The 15,032-nt window shown below is 66.4% G+C and carries 15 protein-coding genes and 1 pseudogene; 10 read left to right on the forward strand and 6 right to left on the reverse strand.

Annotated features, from left to right (window positions below; translation table 11 throughout):
• Positions 1-31 precede the first annotated feature (31 nt).
• Both RMP09_RS00545 and add read left to right on the forward strand, forming a co-directional pair.
• Positions 32-724 carry a metalloregulator ArsR/SmtB family transcription factor gene (locus tag RMP09_RS00545; protein WP_310564054.1) on the forward strand — a complete coding sequence of 231 codons (693 nt, stop codon included), beginning with the start codon at positions 32-34 and terminating at the stop codon, positions 722-724.
• Positions 725-838: 114 nt separating this feature from the next.
• Positions 839-1,852, forward strand: a complete 1,014-nt coding sequence (gene add, locus RMP09_RS00550) for an adenosine deaminase (protein ID WP_310564055.1) — start codon at positions 839-841, stop codon at positions 1,850-1,852.
• Positions 1,853-2,364: 512 nt separating this feature from the next.
• On the opposite strand, the gene RMP09_RS00555 is transcribed toward add, so the two are convergent.
• From RMP09_RS00555 to RMP09_RS00570, 4 genes and pseudogenes are all read right to left on the reverse strand, one after another.
• Positions 2,365-2,910, reverse strand: a complete 546-nt coding sequence (locus RMP09_RS00555; protein WP_310564056.1) for an ATP-binding protein — start codon at positions 2,908-2,910, stop codon at positions 2,365-2,367.
• A complete protein-coding gene (locus tag RMP09_RS00560; protein WP_310564057.1) occupies positions 2,907-3,422 on the reverse strand; it encodes an ASCH domain-containing protein in 516 nt (171 codons plus the stop codon). The genes RMP09_RS00555 and RMP09_RS00560 overlap by 4 nt, the downstream gene beginning before the upstream one ends.
• Complete coding sequence (locus RMP09_RS00565) at positions 3,334-4,806, reverse strand: GNAT family N-acetyltransferase (protein ID WP_310564058.1); 1,473 nt, start codon at positions 4,804-4,806, stop codon at positions 3,334-3,336. The genes RMP09_RS00560 and RMP09_RS00565 overlap by 89 nt, the downstream gene beginning before the upstream one ends.
• Before the next feature lie 89 nt (positions 4,807-4,895).
• Positions 4,896-5,232: pseudogene (locus RMP09_RS00570) on the reverse strand (transposase); the annotation flags it as partial.
• A gap of 376 nt (positions 5,233-5,608) precedes the next feature.
• Here RMP09_RS00570 and RMP09_RS00575 point away from each other — a divergent pair.
• The 5 genes from RMP09_RS00575 (at position 5,609) to RMP09_RS00595 (ending at position 9,514) form a co-directional block, all read left to right on the forward strand.
• Entirely contained in the window at positions 5,609-6,361 is a 753-nt protein-coding gene (locus tag RMP09_RS00575) for a reverse transcriptase domain-containing protein (protein WP_409559663.1), read from the forward strand.
• Between the two features lie 305 nt (positions 6,362-6,666).
• Entirely contained in the window at positions 6,667-7,101 is a 435-nt protein-coding gene (locus RMP09_RS00580) for an ankyrin repeat domain-containing protein (RefSeq protein WP_310564060.1), read from the forward strand.
• 55 nt (positions 7,102-7,156) lie between these two features.
• Positions 7,157-7,591 (forward strand): XRE family transcriptional regulator, encoded by a 435-nt coding sequence (locus RMP09_RS00585; RefSeq protein WP_310564061.1) that lies wholly within the window; start codon positions 7,157-7,159, stop codon positions 7,589-7,591.
• The gene (locus tag RMP09_RS00590; RefSeq protein ID WP_310564062.1) at positions 7,588-8,850 is read left to right on the forward strand and encodes a type II toxin-antitoxin system HipA family toxin; all 1,263 of its coding nucleotides are present in this window, start codon (positions 7,588-7,590) and stop codon (positions 8,848-8,850) included. The genes RMP09_RS00585 and RMP09_RS00590 overlap by 4 nt, the downstream gene beginning before the upstream one ends.
• 112 nt (positions 8,851-8,962) lie before the next feature.
• Entirely contained in the window at positions 8,963-9,514 is a 552-nt protein-coding gene (locus tag RMP09_RS00595; RefSeq protein ID WP_310564063.1) for a glycine zipper 2TM domain-containing protein, read from the forward strand.
• 4 nt (positions 9,515-9,518) lie between these two features.
• Here RMP09_RS00595 and RMP09_RS00600 read toward each other — a convergent pair whose 3' ends face one another.
• Together RMP09_RS00600 and RMP09_RS00605 are read right to left on the reverse strand one after the other, a co-directional pair.
• Positions 9,519-10,226: an enoyl-CoA hydratase-related protein gene (locus tag RMP09_RS00600; protein WP_310564064.1), complete on the reverse strand. Its 708-nt coding sequence runs from the start codon at positions 10,224-10,226 to the stop codon at positions 9,519-9,521.
• Positions 10,227-10,285: 59 nt separating this feature from the next.
• Positions 10,286-11,239, reverse strand: a complete 954-nt coding sequence (locus tag RMP09_RS00605; RefSeq protein ID WP_310564065.1) for a helix-turn-helix domain-containing protein — start codon at positions 11,237-11,239, stop codon at positions 10,286-10,288.
• A gap of 129 nt (positions 11,240-11,368) precedes the next feature.
• Between RMP09_RS00605 and tynA the strand changes: the two genes are divergently transcribed.
• The 3 genes from tynA to RMP09_RS00620 all read left to right on the forward strand — a co-directional run bounded on the left by tynA (position 11,369) and on the right by RMP09_RS00620 (position 14,903).
• The gene (gene tynA, locus RMP09_RS00610; RefSeq protein WP_310564066.1) at positions 11,369-13,645 is read left to right on the forward strand and encodes a primary-amine oxidase; all 2,277 of its coding nucleotides are present in this window, start codon (positions 11,369-11,371) and stop codon (positions 13,643-13,645) included.
• Positions 13,646-13,798: 153 nt separating this feature from the next.
• Complete coding sequence (locus RMP09_RS00615) at positions 13,799-14,419, forward strand: 3'-5' exonuclease (RefSeq protein WP_310564067.1); 621 nt, start codon at positions 13,799-13,801, stop codon at positions 14,417-14,419.
• Positions 14,420-14,429: 10 nt separating this feature from the next.
• Positions 14,430-14,903 (forward strand): C40 family peptidase, encoded by a 474-nt coding sequence (locus RMP09_RS00620; RefSeq protein ID WP_310564068.1) that lies wholly within the window; start codon positions 14,430-14,432, stop codon positions 14,901-14,903.
• The last annotated feature ends 129 nt before the right edge of the window (positions 14,904-15,032 follow it).

Below are 15,032 nucleotides of genomic sequence, written 5' to 3' on the forward strand. Positions count from 1 at the left end.
CGGCGACGCACGCTGCGCTACGCTGGGCGCCATGACCCGCAGCACCCCGCACGAACCCCGCCTCGCCCGCGTGGCCGCCATGGTCGCCGACCCGGCGCGCTCGCGCATGCTGGCCTACCTGCTCAGCGGCGAATGCGCAAGCGCCAGCGAACTGGCCCGCGCCGCGTCGGTGACGCCCGCCACCGCCAGCGGCCACCTCGCCCAGCTGCTCGAAGCCCGCTTCGTGGCCTGCGAACCGCGCGGCCGCCACCGCTACTACCGGCTTGCCGACGCCGACGTGGCCCACGCGCTGGAAGCCCTGGCCGTGGTGGCCGAGCGCGGCGAGCACGAAGGGCAATGGGCCTCGCCCGAACGGGCGCGCCTGCGCGAGGCGCGTTGCTGCTACGGGCACCTGGCGGGGCGGCTGGGCATCCGGCTGTTCGACGGCCTGATGGCGGCGCAGGGACTGCAGCCGGTGAGCAGCGGCTACGCGCTCACCGACAGCGGCCGCGCCTGGTGCCAGCGCCTGGGTTTCGAGCCGCCCGAACCGGGCAAGAAAAGGCGCTACGCCTACCCGTGCCTCGACTGGTCCGAGCGGCGCGACCACCTGGCGGGCGAACTGGCCGACCGGCTGTACCTGCACCTGGTGGCGCAGGGCTGGGTGCGCCGGGGGGCGGGGAGGGACGTGGCCGTGACGCCGGTGGGGCAGCGGGTGCTGGTTCCGCTGCTCGCACGAGGAGACTGAACCGAGGGCCGCCGTGCCTGCGGGCTGGACCCGAGCGGCCCATCAGCCGATGTGCATCGCCGGTAGTGCCGCCGCCGTATTCCGCGGGGGCCACGCGCCGAGACAATCCCCGGCATGAACACGACGCTCCAGGCCCACGGGTCCGACCGATTGAAAGCGCTGCCCAAGGCCGAGGTGCACCTGCATCTGGAGGGCTGCTTCGAGGCAGCGACCATCGCGCAATGGGCCCGGGCCGAAGGTGTGGCGCTGCCCAGGCCCCAGGCGGATCTGTTCCGGTTTGCCGGCCTGGCCGACTTTCTGGGTTTTCTGGACCTGGCGTGCGGCCTCGCCTCCACCCCCCGGCGCCTGGAGGCCCTGGCCTACGGCCTGTGCCAGCGGCTGGCCGACAACGGCACGGGTTATGCCGATGTCATCGTCAACCCCACGCACTGGCACGCCTGGCACGGGCGACTGGGCGCCATGCTGGCCGCCATGGATGCGGGCTTCACCGCGGCGGAACAGGATGGCCTGCCCGGCGTCGGCCTGTGCGTGAGCCTGTTGCGCACACAGTCCGCAGACGCAGCCGCCGAACTGGTGGACACGCTGTGTGCCCTGCGCCACCCCAGGGTCGTGGCCCTGTCGGTGGATGGCAACGAGGCCACGGCGGGCCGGACCGGCCCCCGCTTCGCCGACGCCTTTCGGCGCGCCGCCAACCACGGCCTGCGCCGCACCGTCCACGCCGGCGAGTCCAGCGGACCCGAAGGCGTCTGGGACGCGGTGAACCTGCTGGGCGCGGACCGCATCGACCACGGCGTGCGGGCCATCGAAGACGCGGCCCTGGTCGCCATGCTGGCGGACCGACAGATTCCCCTGGGCATCTGCCCCACCTCGAACCTGGTCCTGGGTGTCTACCCGTCCCTGCCGGAGCACCCCATCGACCGGCTGCGTCAGGCGGGTGTGCGGGTCTGTGTCAACACGGACGACCCGGCCTTGCTGGGCGCCAGCCTGGTCGGGGAATACGCCCTGTGCCGCCAGACCTTCGGCTGGACGGATGCCATCACCCGGTCGGTGGCGCACACCTCCATCGACGCCAGCTTCGCGAGCGCGGAGGTCAAAGCGCAACTCCTGGCGGCGCTGAAAGACTGGTAGGTCCGCCGACGGCCGACCAGATCGGGCTGGCACAGGCCGCCATGGGCGACCGTCCGTTGCCGCGGCTTGATGTCATCAGGAAACGACCGCGAACAGCCCGTCAGCCTTGTTGGTGCCAGGGGTTCATGCGCAACCGGCTGAGGCGAATGCCACCAGAGGGTCGGCAAACCGCGTCCGGCCAGGACAGTATGAAGGCCGGCAGGAGAGACGCGGGTGGAGCCAGGAACAGACGGTCATCCCGCTCTCGTGTCAGTTCGTTCTAGGCTGGTTACTGCCGTTAGTGGCATGCCTGACGATCGGCAGCTATTGCGCATTGCGGTCATTGGCGCCCATGCAGGGTTGGTCAAAACGTAGTCTCACAACAGATTGTCAGTCAGTCTTCAGCGCCTACCCGACGAGCCTCGAAGCCATCGAGCGCGGGGCACCTGGCACGATGTGTTCCCTTGACCGTGAGGTCGACGAGTCGGCTTTGCAGAAGAGGCAACGCAGTTCTTCTTTCCTCCGAGACTCGGCTATTGACCAAAGATGCCTGCTCCTTTCGAGAGGCGTGCTAACCAGGTCTCCACCTCCTGAGCGGTTGGCGAATCCAGAGTCTTCAAGGGAATGCCCAACACGCTGGCTACCTCAGCGCTGTGGGCGTCCTCCGCTTTACTGAACTCGGCTAGTTCTGCCTCAGTCCAGCTCGTGTCCAGCCTAGCATGCAGACGCTCAAGCAGGACAGGCACCGGACAACGGATCAACAAGATAGACGAGCACTCTAGCGCCCGGAACACGTTGACAGGCAACCTCTCATGGGTACCTGATGCTCGCCGGAGCACGAAGTGGCCGTCTATGACGAGCTTCGCGCCGCTCTCTCGGATGCGTCTGGCAGCCACGATGAGCGCCGTCTGATTCTGGTCCACGTCTGAAACCATCTTCGCGCTGTCCCACGTGGCCTGCCCGCGCTCTTCTTTGATGAGTTGGCTAGCCGTGGCATGCACCAGCCCCAGCTTTTGACAGGCCGGTTTGGTGGCAAAGGTCTTTCCCGCGCCATGGACTCCTGCGACGAAGATGGTCATTCGGGTTCCTCGACAAGGCCAAACTGCTTGCCGATGCGACGCAGTTCGTTTGAAGTCAAGTAGCGATAGGACTGCGGCGGACGGAAATCCCTGAGCAGCGAGTTCGGCCGAATCGGCTTCTCCGGACGGGTCAGGCTTCCCAGCAACACGCCATAGGCTTGGTCCTTACCTGCGAAGTACTCCATAAGCTCCTTACGCTCAAGACCCGGGCCACGCGTGCGGCATTTCGTCCAGACGGACGCAGGTGACGCGAAAACCGTCCCCTCGATCTCCACGATGCCGACGAGGCGCTGGATCGGCGAGCTGGAGTACACGACGGCCAGACCAACGGGCTCAGCAGCCCATGACCGACGAAACTCCACTGTCTTGGTCCCAGCGAGTATCTGATCGGCAAACCTTGGCTTGACGGAAAGTAGCAAGGCTCTAGGCCCCTGCGGCCGCAAGCACTCTTGAAAACGCGTCATCGGAAATCTTGGAAATAGATTGAATGTTGCCAGCGACCACTCCGTCATCTAGAAGGCGCTTAAGGGAAGCCGGTGCTGGGAAATGCTTTACGAGCCTGAAGAGGATGACCTTCGTTGGGCGAGTGGCCATGCCTTCAATCTCTTTGATGCTGTAAACGGTGCGCCTGCTGACCATTGCGGCGATGCTAGCGGCGTCGCTGAGCACTGCGAACTGATCCACGACGCCGAGCGAGGTGACCGCCTGTTCATCCTCTGATCTGTAGAACAGCAGTATGTCGCCCGGTCTGATCTGCTTTGAAGCCGAATGGCAAAGGTAGGCCAGCTTGATGGCATTGCCCACGCTCCCTTGGGGAGCAAAGAGCTGGGATTGAAGTGCCTGATAGTCGGGGAAGAGGATCCTATGGAAATCCCGCTGGATCGGCACTAGAAACTTCTGGACCTGATCACCATCCCGGTAATGGGGATAGAAGCGTCGGACAAATTCGAGTGCAGAGAACCCCGGAGTGTCTGGAGGGTTGACTGGGTGCTGTTTTACGAAGACCCGGTCCGCCCTATAGGAACCGACATCGTCAAAGCCGAAGTCGACGAGCAGGTCAACGAGGTATGCATGCTTTTCCACGTCGGCGTGGATGAAGATGTGCTCGCATGCATTCTCGGTCCCGAACCGGAATGCAGCCTTCAGGAAGAGCTCGCCAATCTTGCGACCACGGACGTTCTGGCCGACCTTGAATGTGCAGAGCTTAAGTGCTTTGCCGTCTAGGCGTTTGCCCTCATCGGTAACGACCTCGTTCGTCTGAACGTCGTACACGCAGATCGCCCCGAGCACACCGGTCTCATCCCGATAGACCCACGCCTTCCGGTTTTCCCTTGCCTTTCTGCGGAGCCAGTCGTCGAAGCCGGCATAACCTGTGCGCAGGCTATCGAAGAAGGTGTCCGTAAGCTCTGGAGTCAAGCTGTGCAGCGGAACATCGTCGATGTTCGGCAGCACGACATCGAACGGCTGATGTAGCCGCCGTAGCCAGTCTTCGGCGGTTTGGATGTTGTAGGTTCGGTGACCCAGACCGCGTGCTCGAGCCTTCGTCCGAAGCCCTTTATCTTCAGTTACTAGCGCATGTGCTGCATCGCACTCCAGGGCGTACAGAATTTCGTTGTCGCAGGCGTCGTTCGGGCTTGTGGTCGGCGTGTTCCAAGGGCATTTGGCGGGACGCTCTAGAGCCGGGTAACGGCGGACGTGTTCCAAGTTCCTCGCGCGTCGACCCAGGTCGGTGTCCCTTTCGAAGTCTTCGATGCTTGCGGGGTGATAGACCAACTTATGCCCGCCGACAAGCGCTAGCCGATGGAAGTTTGCTAGGTTGTCACCTAGTACGGCATACGAGTCTTGCAGCGGTATCAGGACGTTGGTGTCGAGTAGAAGCGTTAGTTGCTTCGGCACAGATCTCCTCCCTGGAGTCCAGCGGTTATCGGGCTCTACGCGTTGACCCAGATTCACCGCAAAGGATGTCTTACATGTGGATGCCTCAGAGCCATCTTACAAACTAGTTGGTGTTTCGCCATGAAGCCGAACTTCACATCGACTCCTTCGCGAAGTGGGCCGCGGCTTTTTTCAGGATGTCGCGCTCGATCTTGAGCTTGGCAACCTCTTTGCGCAGCCGCGCTATCTCCGCGTCCTGGGCCTTTTGCTTGCCGTTGCCAGGAAATGCCTCCTGGGTTTCTCTCGCAACTCACGAACCCATTTGCGCAGCACGTTCTCTTGAACGTCCAGGTCTTCGGCCGCCTGGGCCACAGCCACGCCACGCTCGGTGACCAGTTTGACCGCCTCGAGCTTGAACTCTCGGCTGAATGTCCCTTCTTCTCTCAATGAACCACCTCCGGTTTCATCTTCCACCTCAACAAGGTGTCTTTGAAACCGGCAGCAGCCCAGTAGGTATGCCCAATACTGAGAAGAAGCCAGTACAATCTTTTCACCCTGGCATTAGGCGGCCTTGCGGCTACCTGACCCTTAGATCTGACCGTCACATTGTGACCTACGTAACTGGCACTTAGCTTTTAGCTATATGCCATGCTGTTAGTTGATAGTCCATGCGCGTTGCGCTAGGTAAGCCAGGGGTGATCTAAGGAGATATCTATGACGAAGTTCAAAAAATATCGCCTAGTTCTCGCGTGCGCAAACGTTTTGGGTGGAGCACTCCGCCTGATCGCCGCACTCGTGAACATGGCTTCTAACTATTTCTGCAATGCACCCGAAATGGACTCACCGGTACGAGCGTAAGCCAGGTAGGTGGGTGTTCCATCCTTCGCCTGAGGCAAAGGAGATGGGTGCCAAGATTAAGACGCAGGTTGAGGGGGTCTGGACTGCACCCGACTACTTCTTCCACCTTCGCGCAGGAGGCCACGTCCGCGCCTTGCAGGTGCACATGGGACAAACGAGCTTCCTTCACTTAGACATCCAGGACTTCTTCGGCTGCGTGAATCGCTCACGCGTCACGCGTTGCCTCTCCCCCCATTTTGGCTACACCAATGCGCGCCAAATGGCAAACGACAGCACGGTCCAGCACCCTGTGGACTTGGGAAAATACATGTTGCCGTATGGGTTTGTGCAGTCGCCGTTGCTTGCGTCGCTTGCCTTTGCCCATAGCAAGCTTGGAAGTTGCCTTTCGAAGCTTAAAGGAGAGGGCTACTGCGTAAGCGTATACGTAGACGACATCATCATTTCTGCTGGAAGTGACAGTGCACTCAATGAGTGCTTGCCTGATATCCAGAGCGCAGCCGAAAGCGCAAAGTTTCCTCTAAACCCGACGAAGAAGCAGGGGCCAGGACCGATGGTCACGGCGTTCAACATTGAACTTTCCCACGGTAGCCTTCGCTTGCGGTCTGGACGCCTCAACGAATTTCAGGGCGCTTATCAGGCTACTAGCAATCCACATGCGAGAAACGGAATATTTGGGTATGTCCAGGCCGTCAATCCCGCTCAGGCTGCCACGTTGTAGATTTGAGAACACTTAGAAGTTATCCATCGACGGGTCTGCGCAACCACACCTGACGATGCGGCTGTGTACGTCGGGCCCGAGTTCCTGTTCGTCGGTTCATCGTCTCGATACTGGAGTGAATCGGACGTTCGACTGAGACCGCCTCTTCGACCGCAATCGCTGCTTTGCCGACCTCAATCGTGTCGAGCTCTGGAGGGCAGTAGAAGGTCAAATCCTGACTTTCTCCGATGGCACAACGATCCGGGTGCCGAGATCCATCTGCATCGCATACCCTCCCGGGCTTCCATCTTTCTCCAAACACCCCCATGACCCCCTGGCAACTCCAGCAAATGATCAAAGCGGCCGGCTGGCCCCTGGCCGCCGAGCATCTCGCGCCCGGCGCCGACTTCAATGCGCGGCTGGACGGTGGGCTGGTGCCGCTGCACTGGGCCTGTGCGGCCGGCAAGCAGGGCCTGGTGCAGCACATGCTGGACCACGGCGCCAATGTGCTGGACGCGACGGCCGACGGGCAGACGCCGCTGACGATGGCGCTGGACTCGGGCAGCTTCCAGGTGGTGATGCTGGTGATCGCGCGGCTCAAGGCGGTGGGCGCGCCGCCGCCGGACGAGGCGTTTCGCCGCCGGCTGGCCGAGACCTTTGGCCAGAGCCACACCGACGCGAAGAACCGCCTGCTGCAGACGCTGCGCGACTGGGACCGGCTCGCCAAGCGGGCGGACAAACCGCTTGGTAAAACCGGCTGAGGCGGCGAAAATATTCATAGAAGTTTGTTTTTTGAGTTTTTACCGAGTTCTATGAATGCCTGCCCAGAACATCAGCCCTGTTGACCACCCCCAGGCCGTGCGGCAGGAGATCGCGCGGCTGGCGCAGCACATCGTGGTGGCGCGCAAGCGGCGCGGCGAGACGCAGGCGCAGTGGGCGCGCAAGCTGGGGGTGTCGCAGCCGACCATGGCGCGCATCGAGCGGGGCGACCCTTCGGTGGCCATGGCCTCGTATGTGATGTGCCTGTGGCTGATCAACCCGGCGCTGGGGCTGGCCGACCTGGTGGCGCCCGAGAACGACCACGCAGCGCTGGAGCGCGAGGTGGCGCGGGTGCGCCAGCCGCGCCAACCCCGCGGGGCCACCGCACCCATGGCGCCCACGGCGCCCGGGCCGCAGGCCACCGGCACCGGCCAGCCGGTGGCGGCCGGGCTGGCGGCACTGCGGGCTGCGCCCGGCAAGGGGGTGGCATGAGCGCGGCCCTGCCCATCACGGCCGCGGCTTATGTGCCGCAGGACACGCTGTACCTGTGGGCCCTGGTCAACCCGGCGGCCCCCACGCTGGTGGGCGAGTTGCGGCTGTCGGCACTGGTGCCGGACTGCGCGACCTTCGCCTACGACGCGGCGTGGTGGCAGTTGCCGCTGAGCGAGGACTTGCCACTGGTGCCGGGGCAATGGTTTTCGGCCGACGAGAAAGGCAGCGCGCCGGGCGCCATTGACGATGCGCGACCGGACCGCTGGGGGGAACGCATCATCCGGCAGGTGGAACGGCCGGCGCGGCTGTCGGTGCTGGAGATGCTGCTGTTCGCGGGCGACGACCGTTTTGGTGCGCTGGGCGTGTCGGTGTCGGCGGCGCAGTACCTGCCGCGCCGCTTCGGGCCGTACCCGGTGCTGGCCGATCTGGCGCAGCTGAGCGCCGCCGTGGAAGACGTGCAGACGCAGGCGCCGATCGCGCCCAATGTGCAGCGCCTGATCCAGCCCGGCATGAGCCTGGGCGGCGCGCGGCCCAAGGCATTGCTGCAGACCGGTGCCGGCGCCTGCGTGGTGAAGTTCGCCGAGCTGGACGATGCGGTGGACACGCCACTGGTGGAACACGCCACCCTGACGCTGGCGGCGCGGGCGGGCATCACCGTGGCGACCACCGGCGTACTGCCCCTGCCACCGCGCCATGGCCGGGCGCGCCATGCGCTGACGGTGGAACGCTTCGACCGGGTGGATGGGTACCGGCTGCACTGCCAGTCGGCCCGCACGCTGCTGCGCGCCGCGCGCCTGCCCGAGAGCTACGGCGCGCTGGCCACGGTGCTGCTGCGGCTGGCCCACCCAGACCGGCAGACCGCGATGCGCGAGGAGCTGTTCCGGCGCATGGTGTTCAACATCCTGATGGACAACACCGACGACCACGAACGCAACCACAGCGTGCGGCTGATGTTCGACGGTTACCAAGAACTGACCCCGGCCTACGACGTGGTGCCCTCGCTGCAGAACCTGGGCTACCAGGCCATGGGGGTGGGACGGGAGGGCGCTGTGTCCAGCCTGGAGAACGCGCTGACGGAGCTGAGCGAGTTCGGCCTGAAGCGGGCGCGGGCGACCGAGCTGGTGCGGCAGGTGGCGCGGGTGGTGAATGGATGGGAAGCGCACTTTGCGCAGCTGGGCGTGAGCGCGGCCGACCGGGACCTGCTGAAGGCCAGCATCGACCGCGACGCCCTGCGGTTGCAACGGCTGGCGTACTGCTGAACGGACCGCCGAGGTTCTGGGCCATCGGATGGGCCATTGACACCATTTGTCACGACGGCGCGGCCACGCCGCACCAGACTGCGCGCTCTGTACTGCAAAGGAGCACCAGCGAATGGACAAGTCGATGATCAAAGGTGTGGCCGTGGGTGGCCTGGCGATGGTGGTGCTGGGCGCCAGCGGCGTCACCGGCTACCGGACGCTGACGCAGCCCACGGTGGCCGAGGTGGTGGCGGTGCACGAGGTGATGCAGACCGTGCGCACGCCTCAGGTGCGCTGCGAGAACGTGCAGGTGCGCCACCAGGCCCCGGTGAAGGACCAGCACCGCGTCGCGGGCACGGTGATCGGCGGGGTGGCCGGCGGCCTGGTGGGCAGCACCATCGGGCGCGGCAACGGCAACACCCTGGCCACGGTGGCGGGGGCGGTGGCCGGGGGTTACGCCGGTAACCAGGTGCAAAAGAACCTGCAGCAGCAGGACGTGACCACGCGCACCGAACAGCGCTGCAAGACGGTGCAGGTGAAGTCGCAACAGCTGGCGGGGTATGACGTGCGTTACCGCCTCAATGGGCAGGAGGCCACGGCGCGCACCAGCTTCAAGCCCGGGGCCACGCTGCCGGTGAAGAACGGTCAGGTGCAGCTGACGCCGGCGCCGGACGCGCGGTCCTGATCGATCAGGCGCGGCGGCCGAGGCTGCGCTGGACCTGCGATTCGGCTTCGATGGCGCGGTCGAAGCCGTCCAGCCCGATCTGGTTGAGCACGCGCTTGAAGGCGGTGGCCACCTCGGGCTGAAGGTCCGCGATCTGCCGGGCCGCGGCGAACGACACGGCGTCGAGTTCGTCCACCGGCACGCAGCGGTAGACCAGCCCCCAGGCCAGCGCCTGCTGCGCGTCGAAGGCCTCGCCCAGCAGGGTCAGCGCCTTGGCGCGCATGGGGCCAATGGCCGCCGGCAGGGTGGCCACCAGGCCGCCGGTGACGAAGACGCCCAGCGACGCTTCCGGCAGCTTGAACCGGGTGTCTGCCGCGGCGTGGACGATGTCGGCGTTCATCATCCATTCGAAGCCGGCGCCGACCGTCCAGCCGTGCACGGCGGCGATGACCGGGCAGCGGTGCGCCACGATGGCGCGGGAGACGGCCTGCACCCCTTCCAGGTCTTTGTCGGTGGGGGCGGCGCTGACGTCGCGGCCAGCGCAGAACGCGCGGCCTGTGCCGCGCAGGCGGATGGCGCGCACCCCGGGGTCGGTGGCGGCCGCGGCCAGCGCGTCGAGCAGGGCCTGGGCCAGCGGGTTGTCAATGGCGTTGAGTTTGTCGGGGCGGTTCAGCGTCAGGGTCAGGACGCCGGCGTCGCGTTCGAGCAGGAGTGTGGGTGTGAGCGTGGGCATGTGGCGCAGGCTAGCAGGTGTGCGGCGCGCTGCGGCGGCCTGACAACGCCCGCCCTGCCTCAGGCCGCGCGCAGGCCGGCCGCGCGGGTGGCCGAAGGCGCTTCGCCGAACAGGGCCTTGTAGTCGCTGGCAAAGCGCGAGGGGTGCCAGAAGCCCCAGCGCGCGGCGACGTCGCCCACGGTGGCGGCGGAGCGCTGGCGCAGTTCGCTGCGCACGCGGTTCAGGCGCATGGTGCGCAGGTAGGTGACGGGGCTGATCTGCATGACTTCTTCGAACGCGTACTGCAGCGCGCGGCGCGAGGTGCCGATGGCCTGGCAGAGGTCGGGCACGGCGATGACTTCGTGCGCGTGGTCCTGCATGTATTGGCGCGCCCGCGCCACGATGCGCCGGCGGCTGGCGGCGCTGGCGGGCAGCGCGGTGGTGGCCGCGCCGGTGCCGAGGCAGCCGAGCATCGCGTCGCACAGCGAGAGCACCAGCATGCGGCGCGCGGCGGTGTGGGTGCAGCCGGCGGCGCCGTCCTGCGCCAGCGACAGCGCGGTGCCCAGCAGGCCGCGCAGCTGGTCCCGCGCGGCCGGCGGCGGGTTCAGCACCGTGGGCACGTCGGGCACCGGCGTGTCGGCGCCGTCGAGCTGGGCCGCGAGCGTGCGCAGGGCCGGGGTGTCCACCGACAGCGCCAGGATCTGCATGCCGGCGCTGGCGACCAGGTCGAAGTCGCCCTGGGCCGGGATGCCGATGAGGTGTTCACCGCTGAGCCGGTGGCCGCAGTACCAGCCGGAGGCGCCGGCCGCGCGCACCAGCGCGATGGACAGGCGGTCGCGGCGGAGGTGGCCGGCCTGCACCACGGCCTGGTTGGCGCATTCGGCGAAGACCTGCACCGGGCCCACACGCAGTTCGTCCACCACGCCGTCGAAGCGGCCGGCCGAGAGCTGTTCGTAGCGCTGGTCCCAGTCGCGCACGCTGGCGGCCTGTTCGTCGGCGTCGCGCGTGCGTTTGTGGGCGTGATCGAAGTTCATGCCAGCCCCCATGCAAGTTGTGCGCCATTGTTGGGGCTGGCGCAGTTTTGCCAAATGCGGATAACCCGATGCCGCGCGGGCGGCCTAAGGTGCGGAGCCTGTCCGCCCCCACCCACGAGGAACCCCACCATGAACACCCGCCCCCTTCCCCTGACACTGAGTGCCGTTGCCCTGGCCACCGCCGCGCTGTGGGCGCCCCTGGCCCTGGCCCACGGCGGCGGCGCCCAGATGGTGCCGCTGAAAAAGGCCGCGCAAGACGCCAACGCCACCGTGCACTGGGACAGCTTTGCCCAGCTGTTCACCGTTTCGCGCAACAGCACGCTGGTGCGCGTCAAGCCGGGTGCCAGCACGGCCCAGGTCAATGGCGCACCGCTGCGCCTTTCTGTGCCGGTGGTGATGCGCCGGGGCCAGCCTTATGTGTCGCACGACTTCTTTCAACAGGTGCTGCAGTCGGGTCTGGACAAGACCTTCGTGGTGGAGCGCCAGCCCAACCCGCTGAACCCGCTGACGGCGGCCGAGATCAAGACCACGCTGGAGGTGCTGAAGGCCTCGGGCCAGTTCAAGCCCGGCCACCGCTTCACCGAAATGGTGCTCAAGGCACCGCCGAAGGACCAGGTCTGGGCGCACGCGCTGGAAGGCCAGCCGGTGCAGGCGCCGCGCCAGGCGGCGTTCGTCATCCTGGATGGGCGCCACCTGATCGAAGGCACGGTGGACCTGGCGAGCAAAAAAGTGGTGCAGTGGCAGCCGGTGCCGGGCGCGCACGGCATGGTGCTGATCGACGACTTCGCCACGGTGCAGGCCGCCATCGAGGCCAGCGCGGACTACGCCAAGGCGCTCCAGCTGCGCGGCATCAACGATGTGAAGAAGGTGGTGGCGACACCGCTGACCGTGGGCTACTTCGACGGCAAGGACGGCCTCAAGCAGGAGCAGCGCCTGCTCAAGGTGGTGAGCTACCTGGACGTGGGCGACAACAACTACTGGGCGCACCCGATCGAGAACCTGGTGGCGGTGGTGGACCTGGAGAAGAAGCAGGTCATCAAGATCGAGGACGCGGGCGTGGTCCCGGTGCCGATGAAGGCCACACCCTACGACGGCAGCGCGGGCAAGGGCAGCGCGCCGCGCAAGCCGCTGCTCATCACCGAACCCGAGGGCAAGAACTACACCATCACCGGCAACACGCTGCACTGGCGCAACTGGGACTTCCACATCGGCCTGAACTCGCGCACCGGCCTGACGCTCTCGACCGTGACCTACAACGACAAGGGCATCAAGCGCAAGGTGATGTACGAGGGCACGATGGGCGGCATGATCGTGCCCTACGGCGACCCGGACGTGGGCTGGTACTTCAAGGCCTACCTGGACTCGGGCGAGTACGGCATGGGCACGCTGACCTCGCCCATCGAACCGGGCAAGGACGCGCCGCAGAACGCGGTGTTCCTGGACGCCACCATCGCCGACTTCACCGGCGCGCCGATGACGATCCCGAACGCGATCGCGGTGTTCGAGCGCTACGCCGGCCCCGAGTACAAGCACCAGGAAATGGGCAAGCCCAACGTGAGCGTGGAGCGCCGCGAGCTGGTGGTGCGCTGGATCAGCACGGTGGGCAACTACGACTACATGTTCGACTGGGTGTTCGCCGAGAACGGCACCATCGGCATCAACGCCGGGGCCACGGGCATCGAGGCGGTCAAGGGCGTGAAGGCGCGCACCATGCAGGACGCGAGCGCCAAAGACGACACGAAGTACGGCACGCTGATCGACCACAACATCGTGGGCACCACGCACCAGCACATCTACAACTTCCGCCTCGACCTGGATGTGGACGGTGAAGCCAACGCGCTGACCGAGATCGACAACGTGGTGACCCCCAACACCGCGGGCGGCCCGCGCACCAGCACCATGCAGACCACGCAGCGCACGGTGGCCAGCGAGAAGCCGGCGGCACAGAAGTTCGACCCGGCCCACATCCGCCTGCTGAGCAACCCGGGCAAGACCAACAAGGTGGGCAACCCGGTGTCGTACCAGCTGATCCCCTACGCCGGCGGCACGCACCCGGTGGCCAAGGGCGCCAACTTCGGCCAGGACGAGTGGATCTACAACCGCCTGAACTTCATGGACAAGCAGATCTGGGTGACGCGCTACAACACGGACGAGCGCTTCCCAGAAGGCCGCTTCCCCAACCGCTCAAACAAGGACACCGGCCTGGGCCAGTTCAGCGCCGACGACCAACCCATCGTGAACACCGACAACGTGGTCTGGCTGACCACCGGCACCACGCACGTGGCACGCGCCGAGGAGTGGCCCATCATGCCGACCGAGTGGGTGAACGTGCTGCTCAAGCCCTGGAACTTCTTCAACGAGACGCCGACGCTGGGCCTGATGCCGGCGCCGAAGAAGACGAAGTAAGGACGAGGTGAACCCGCGGTTCGGGCCGGCGGCAGACCGGTCCGGACCGCAGCGCAAAGTCCAGCAACGCCGCATGCCGGGTCTTCCCGCGGCGCGGAGCCTGCTCGTGGGGCTGGGGAAGGGGAGCGCCGCGCACTCCCCTAAGATCGGAGCATGAGCCGCATCGCCATCATCGACTTTGAAACCACCGGCACCTCACCCGGCATGGGCGACCGCGCGACCGAGGTGGCCATCGTCATGACCGAAGGCGGGCGCATCGTGGACCGCTACCAGAGCCTGATGAACGCGGGTGTGCGCATCCCGGCCTTCATCACGCAGCTGACCGGCATCACCAACGCCATGGTGCAGGCCGCCCCACCGGCCGCGCAGGTGATGGCCGAAGCCGCGCGCTTCGTGGGCGACGCGCCCATGGTGGCGCACAACGCCAGCTTCGACCGGCGCTACTGGCAGGCCGAGCTGGCCCTGTGCGGCCTGCCCGCCCCGCAGCCCTATGCCTGCACGGTGCTGCTCTCGCGCCGGCTCTACCCCGAAGCGCCCAGCCACAAGCTCGGGTCGCTGGTGGACTGGTTCGGGCTGCCGCGCACCGGCGCCGCGCACCGGGCGCTGGCCGACGCGGAAATGGCGACCGAACTGCTGGGCCGCATCCGCCACGACCTGATGCTGCGGCACGGGGTGGCCCAGCCCGACCACGCGTTTTTGCGCGCGCTGCAGGCCTGCACCAAGGCGGCGCTGCCGAAGTTTTTTGCCCGGCAGGCCGCGGCGGCGGTGGCCTGAACGTTCCGCCATGCACCGCGTCCTGCATTGCCTGTTGCTGCTGTTGGCCCTGGGGCTGGCCGGGTGCGGCAGCGCGCCGCCGGCCCACCGGCCGCCGGAGCCGACCACGCCGTCCAGCGAGCTGGGCCGCGACATCGCCATCCACGCCATGGGCCTGGCGGGCACGCCCTACCGCTGGGGCGGCAACACGCCCGACAGCGGCTTCGACTGCAGCGGGCTGATCGGCTACGTCTACAAAAACCGCGCCGGCGTGGCGCCGCCGCGCACCGTGGCACAGCTGGCGGGTTTTGGCCAGTCGGTGGACGCGGGCGATCTGCGCACCGGCGACCTGGTGATCTTCGGCGCCGACCCGGCCTGGCACGCTGGCATCTACGTGGGTGAGGGCCGCTTCGTGCACGCGCCGTCCACCGGCGGCACGGTGCGGCTGGACCGCCTGGACAACCGCTACTGGGCGCGCCAGCCGGTGCGCTACCGTCGGCCCTGAACGGGCCGCGCGTCAGACCGGGGACCGCCCCGGGTGCCGCAGACGGACGGTTCGGACCGGATCGCTTTTTTCAGTTGTCGCAGAATCCGCTGGTTTGTTTGCACATGATCCGGGCGCGCAGCGCCCACC

This window comes from Hydrogenophaga sp., assembly GCF_031426985.1.
Taxonomy (GTDB): Bacteria; Pseudomonadota; Gammaproteobacteria; order Burkholderiales; family Burkholderiaceae_C; genus Hydrogenophaga.

Coding starts and splice junctions, on each gene's coding strand:
- RMP09_RS00590 (WP_310564062.1), top strand. CDS start 7,588: ATGAGCGCGGCCCTGCCCATCACGGCCGCGGCTTATGTGCCGCAGGAC.
- RMP09_RS00580 (WP_310564060.1), top strand. CDS start 6,667: ATGACCCCCTGGCAACTCCAGCAAATGATCAAAGCGGCCGGCTGGCCC.
- add (WP_310564055.1), top strand. CDS start 839: ATGAACACGACGCTCCAGGCCCACGGGTCCGACCGATTGAAAGCGCTG.
- RMP09_RS00545 (WP_310564054.1), top strand. CDS start 32: ATGACCCGCAGCACCCCGCACGAACCCCGCCTCGCCCGCGTGGCCGCC.
- RMP09_RS00560 (WP_310564057.1), bottom strand. CDS start 3,422: ATGACGGAGTGGTCGCTGGCAACATTCAATCTATTTCCAAGATTTCCG.
- RMP09_RS00605 (WP_310564065.1), bottom strand. CDS start 11,239: ATGAACTTCGATCACGCCCACAAACGCACGCGCGACGCCGACGAACAG.
- tynA (WP_310564066.1), top strand. CDS start 11,369: ATGAACACCCGCCCCCTTCCCCTGACACTGAGTGCCGTTGCCCTGGCC.
- RMP09_RS00595 (WP_310564063.1), top strand. CDS start 8,963: ATGGACAAGTCGATGATCAAAGGTGTGGCCGTGGGTGGCCTGGCGATG.
- RMP09_RS00585 (WP_310564061.1), top strand. CDS start 7,157: ATGCCTGCCCAGAACATCAGCCCTGTTGACCACCCCCAGGCCGTGCGG.
- RMP09_RS00615 (WP_310564067.1), top strand. CDS start 13,799: ATGAGCCGCATCGCCATCATCGACTTTGAAACCACCGGCACCTCACCC.
- RMP09_RS00575 (WP_409559663.1), top strand. CDS start 5,609: ATGCACCCGAAATGGACTCACCGGTACGAGCGTAAGCCAGGTAGGTGG.
- RMP09_RS00600 (WP_310564064.1), bottom strand. CDS start 10,226: ATGCCCACGCTCACACCCACACTCCTGCTCGAACGCGACGCCGGCGTC.
- RMP09_RS00620 (WP_310564068.1), top strand. CDS start 14,430: ATGCACCGCGTCCTGCATTGCCTGTTGCTGCTGTTGGCCCTGGGGCTG.
- RMP09_RS00555 (WP_310564056.1), bottom strand. CDS start 2,910: ATGACCATCTTCGTCGCAGGAGTCCATGGCGCGGGAAAGACCTTTGCC.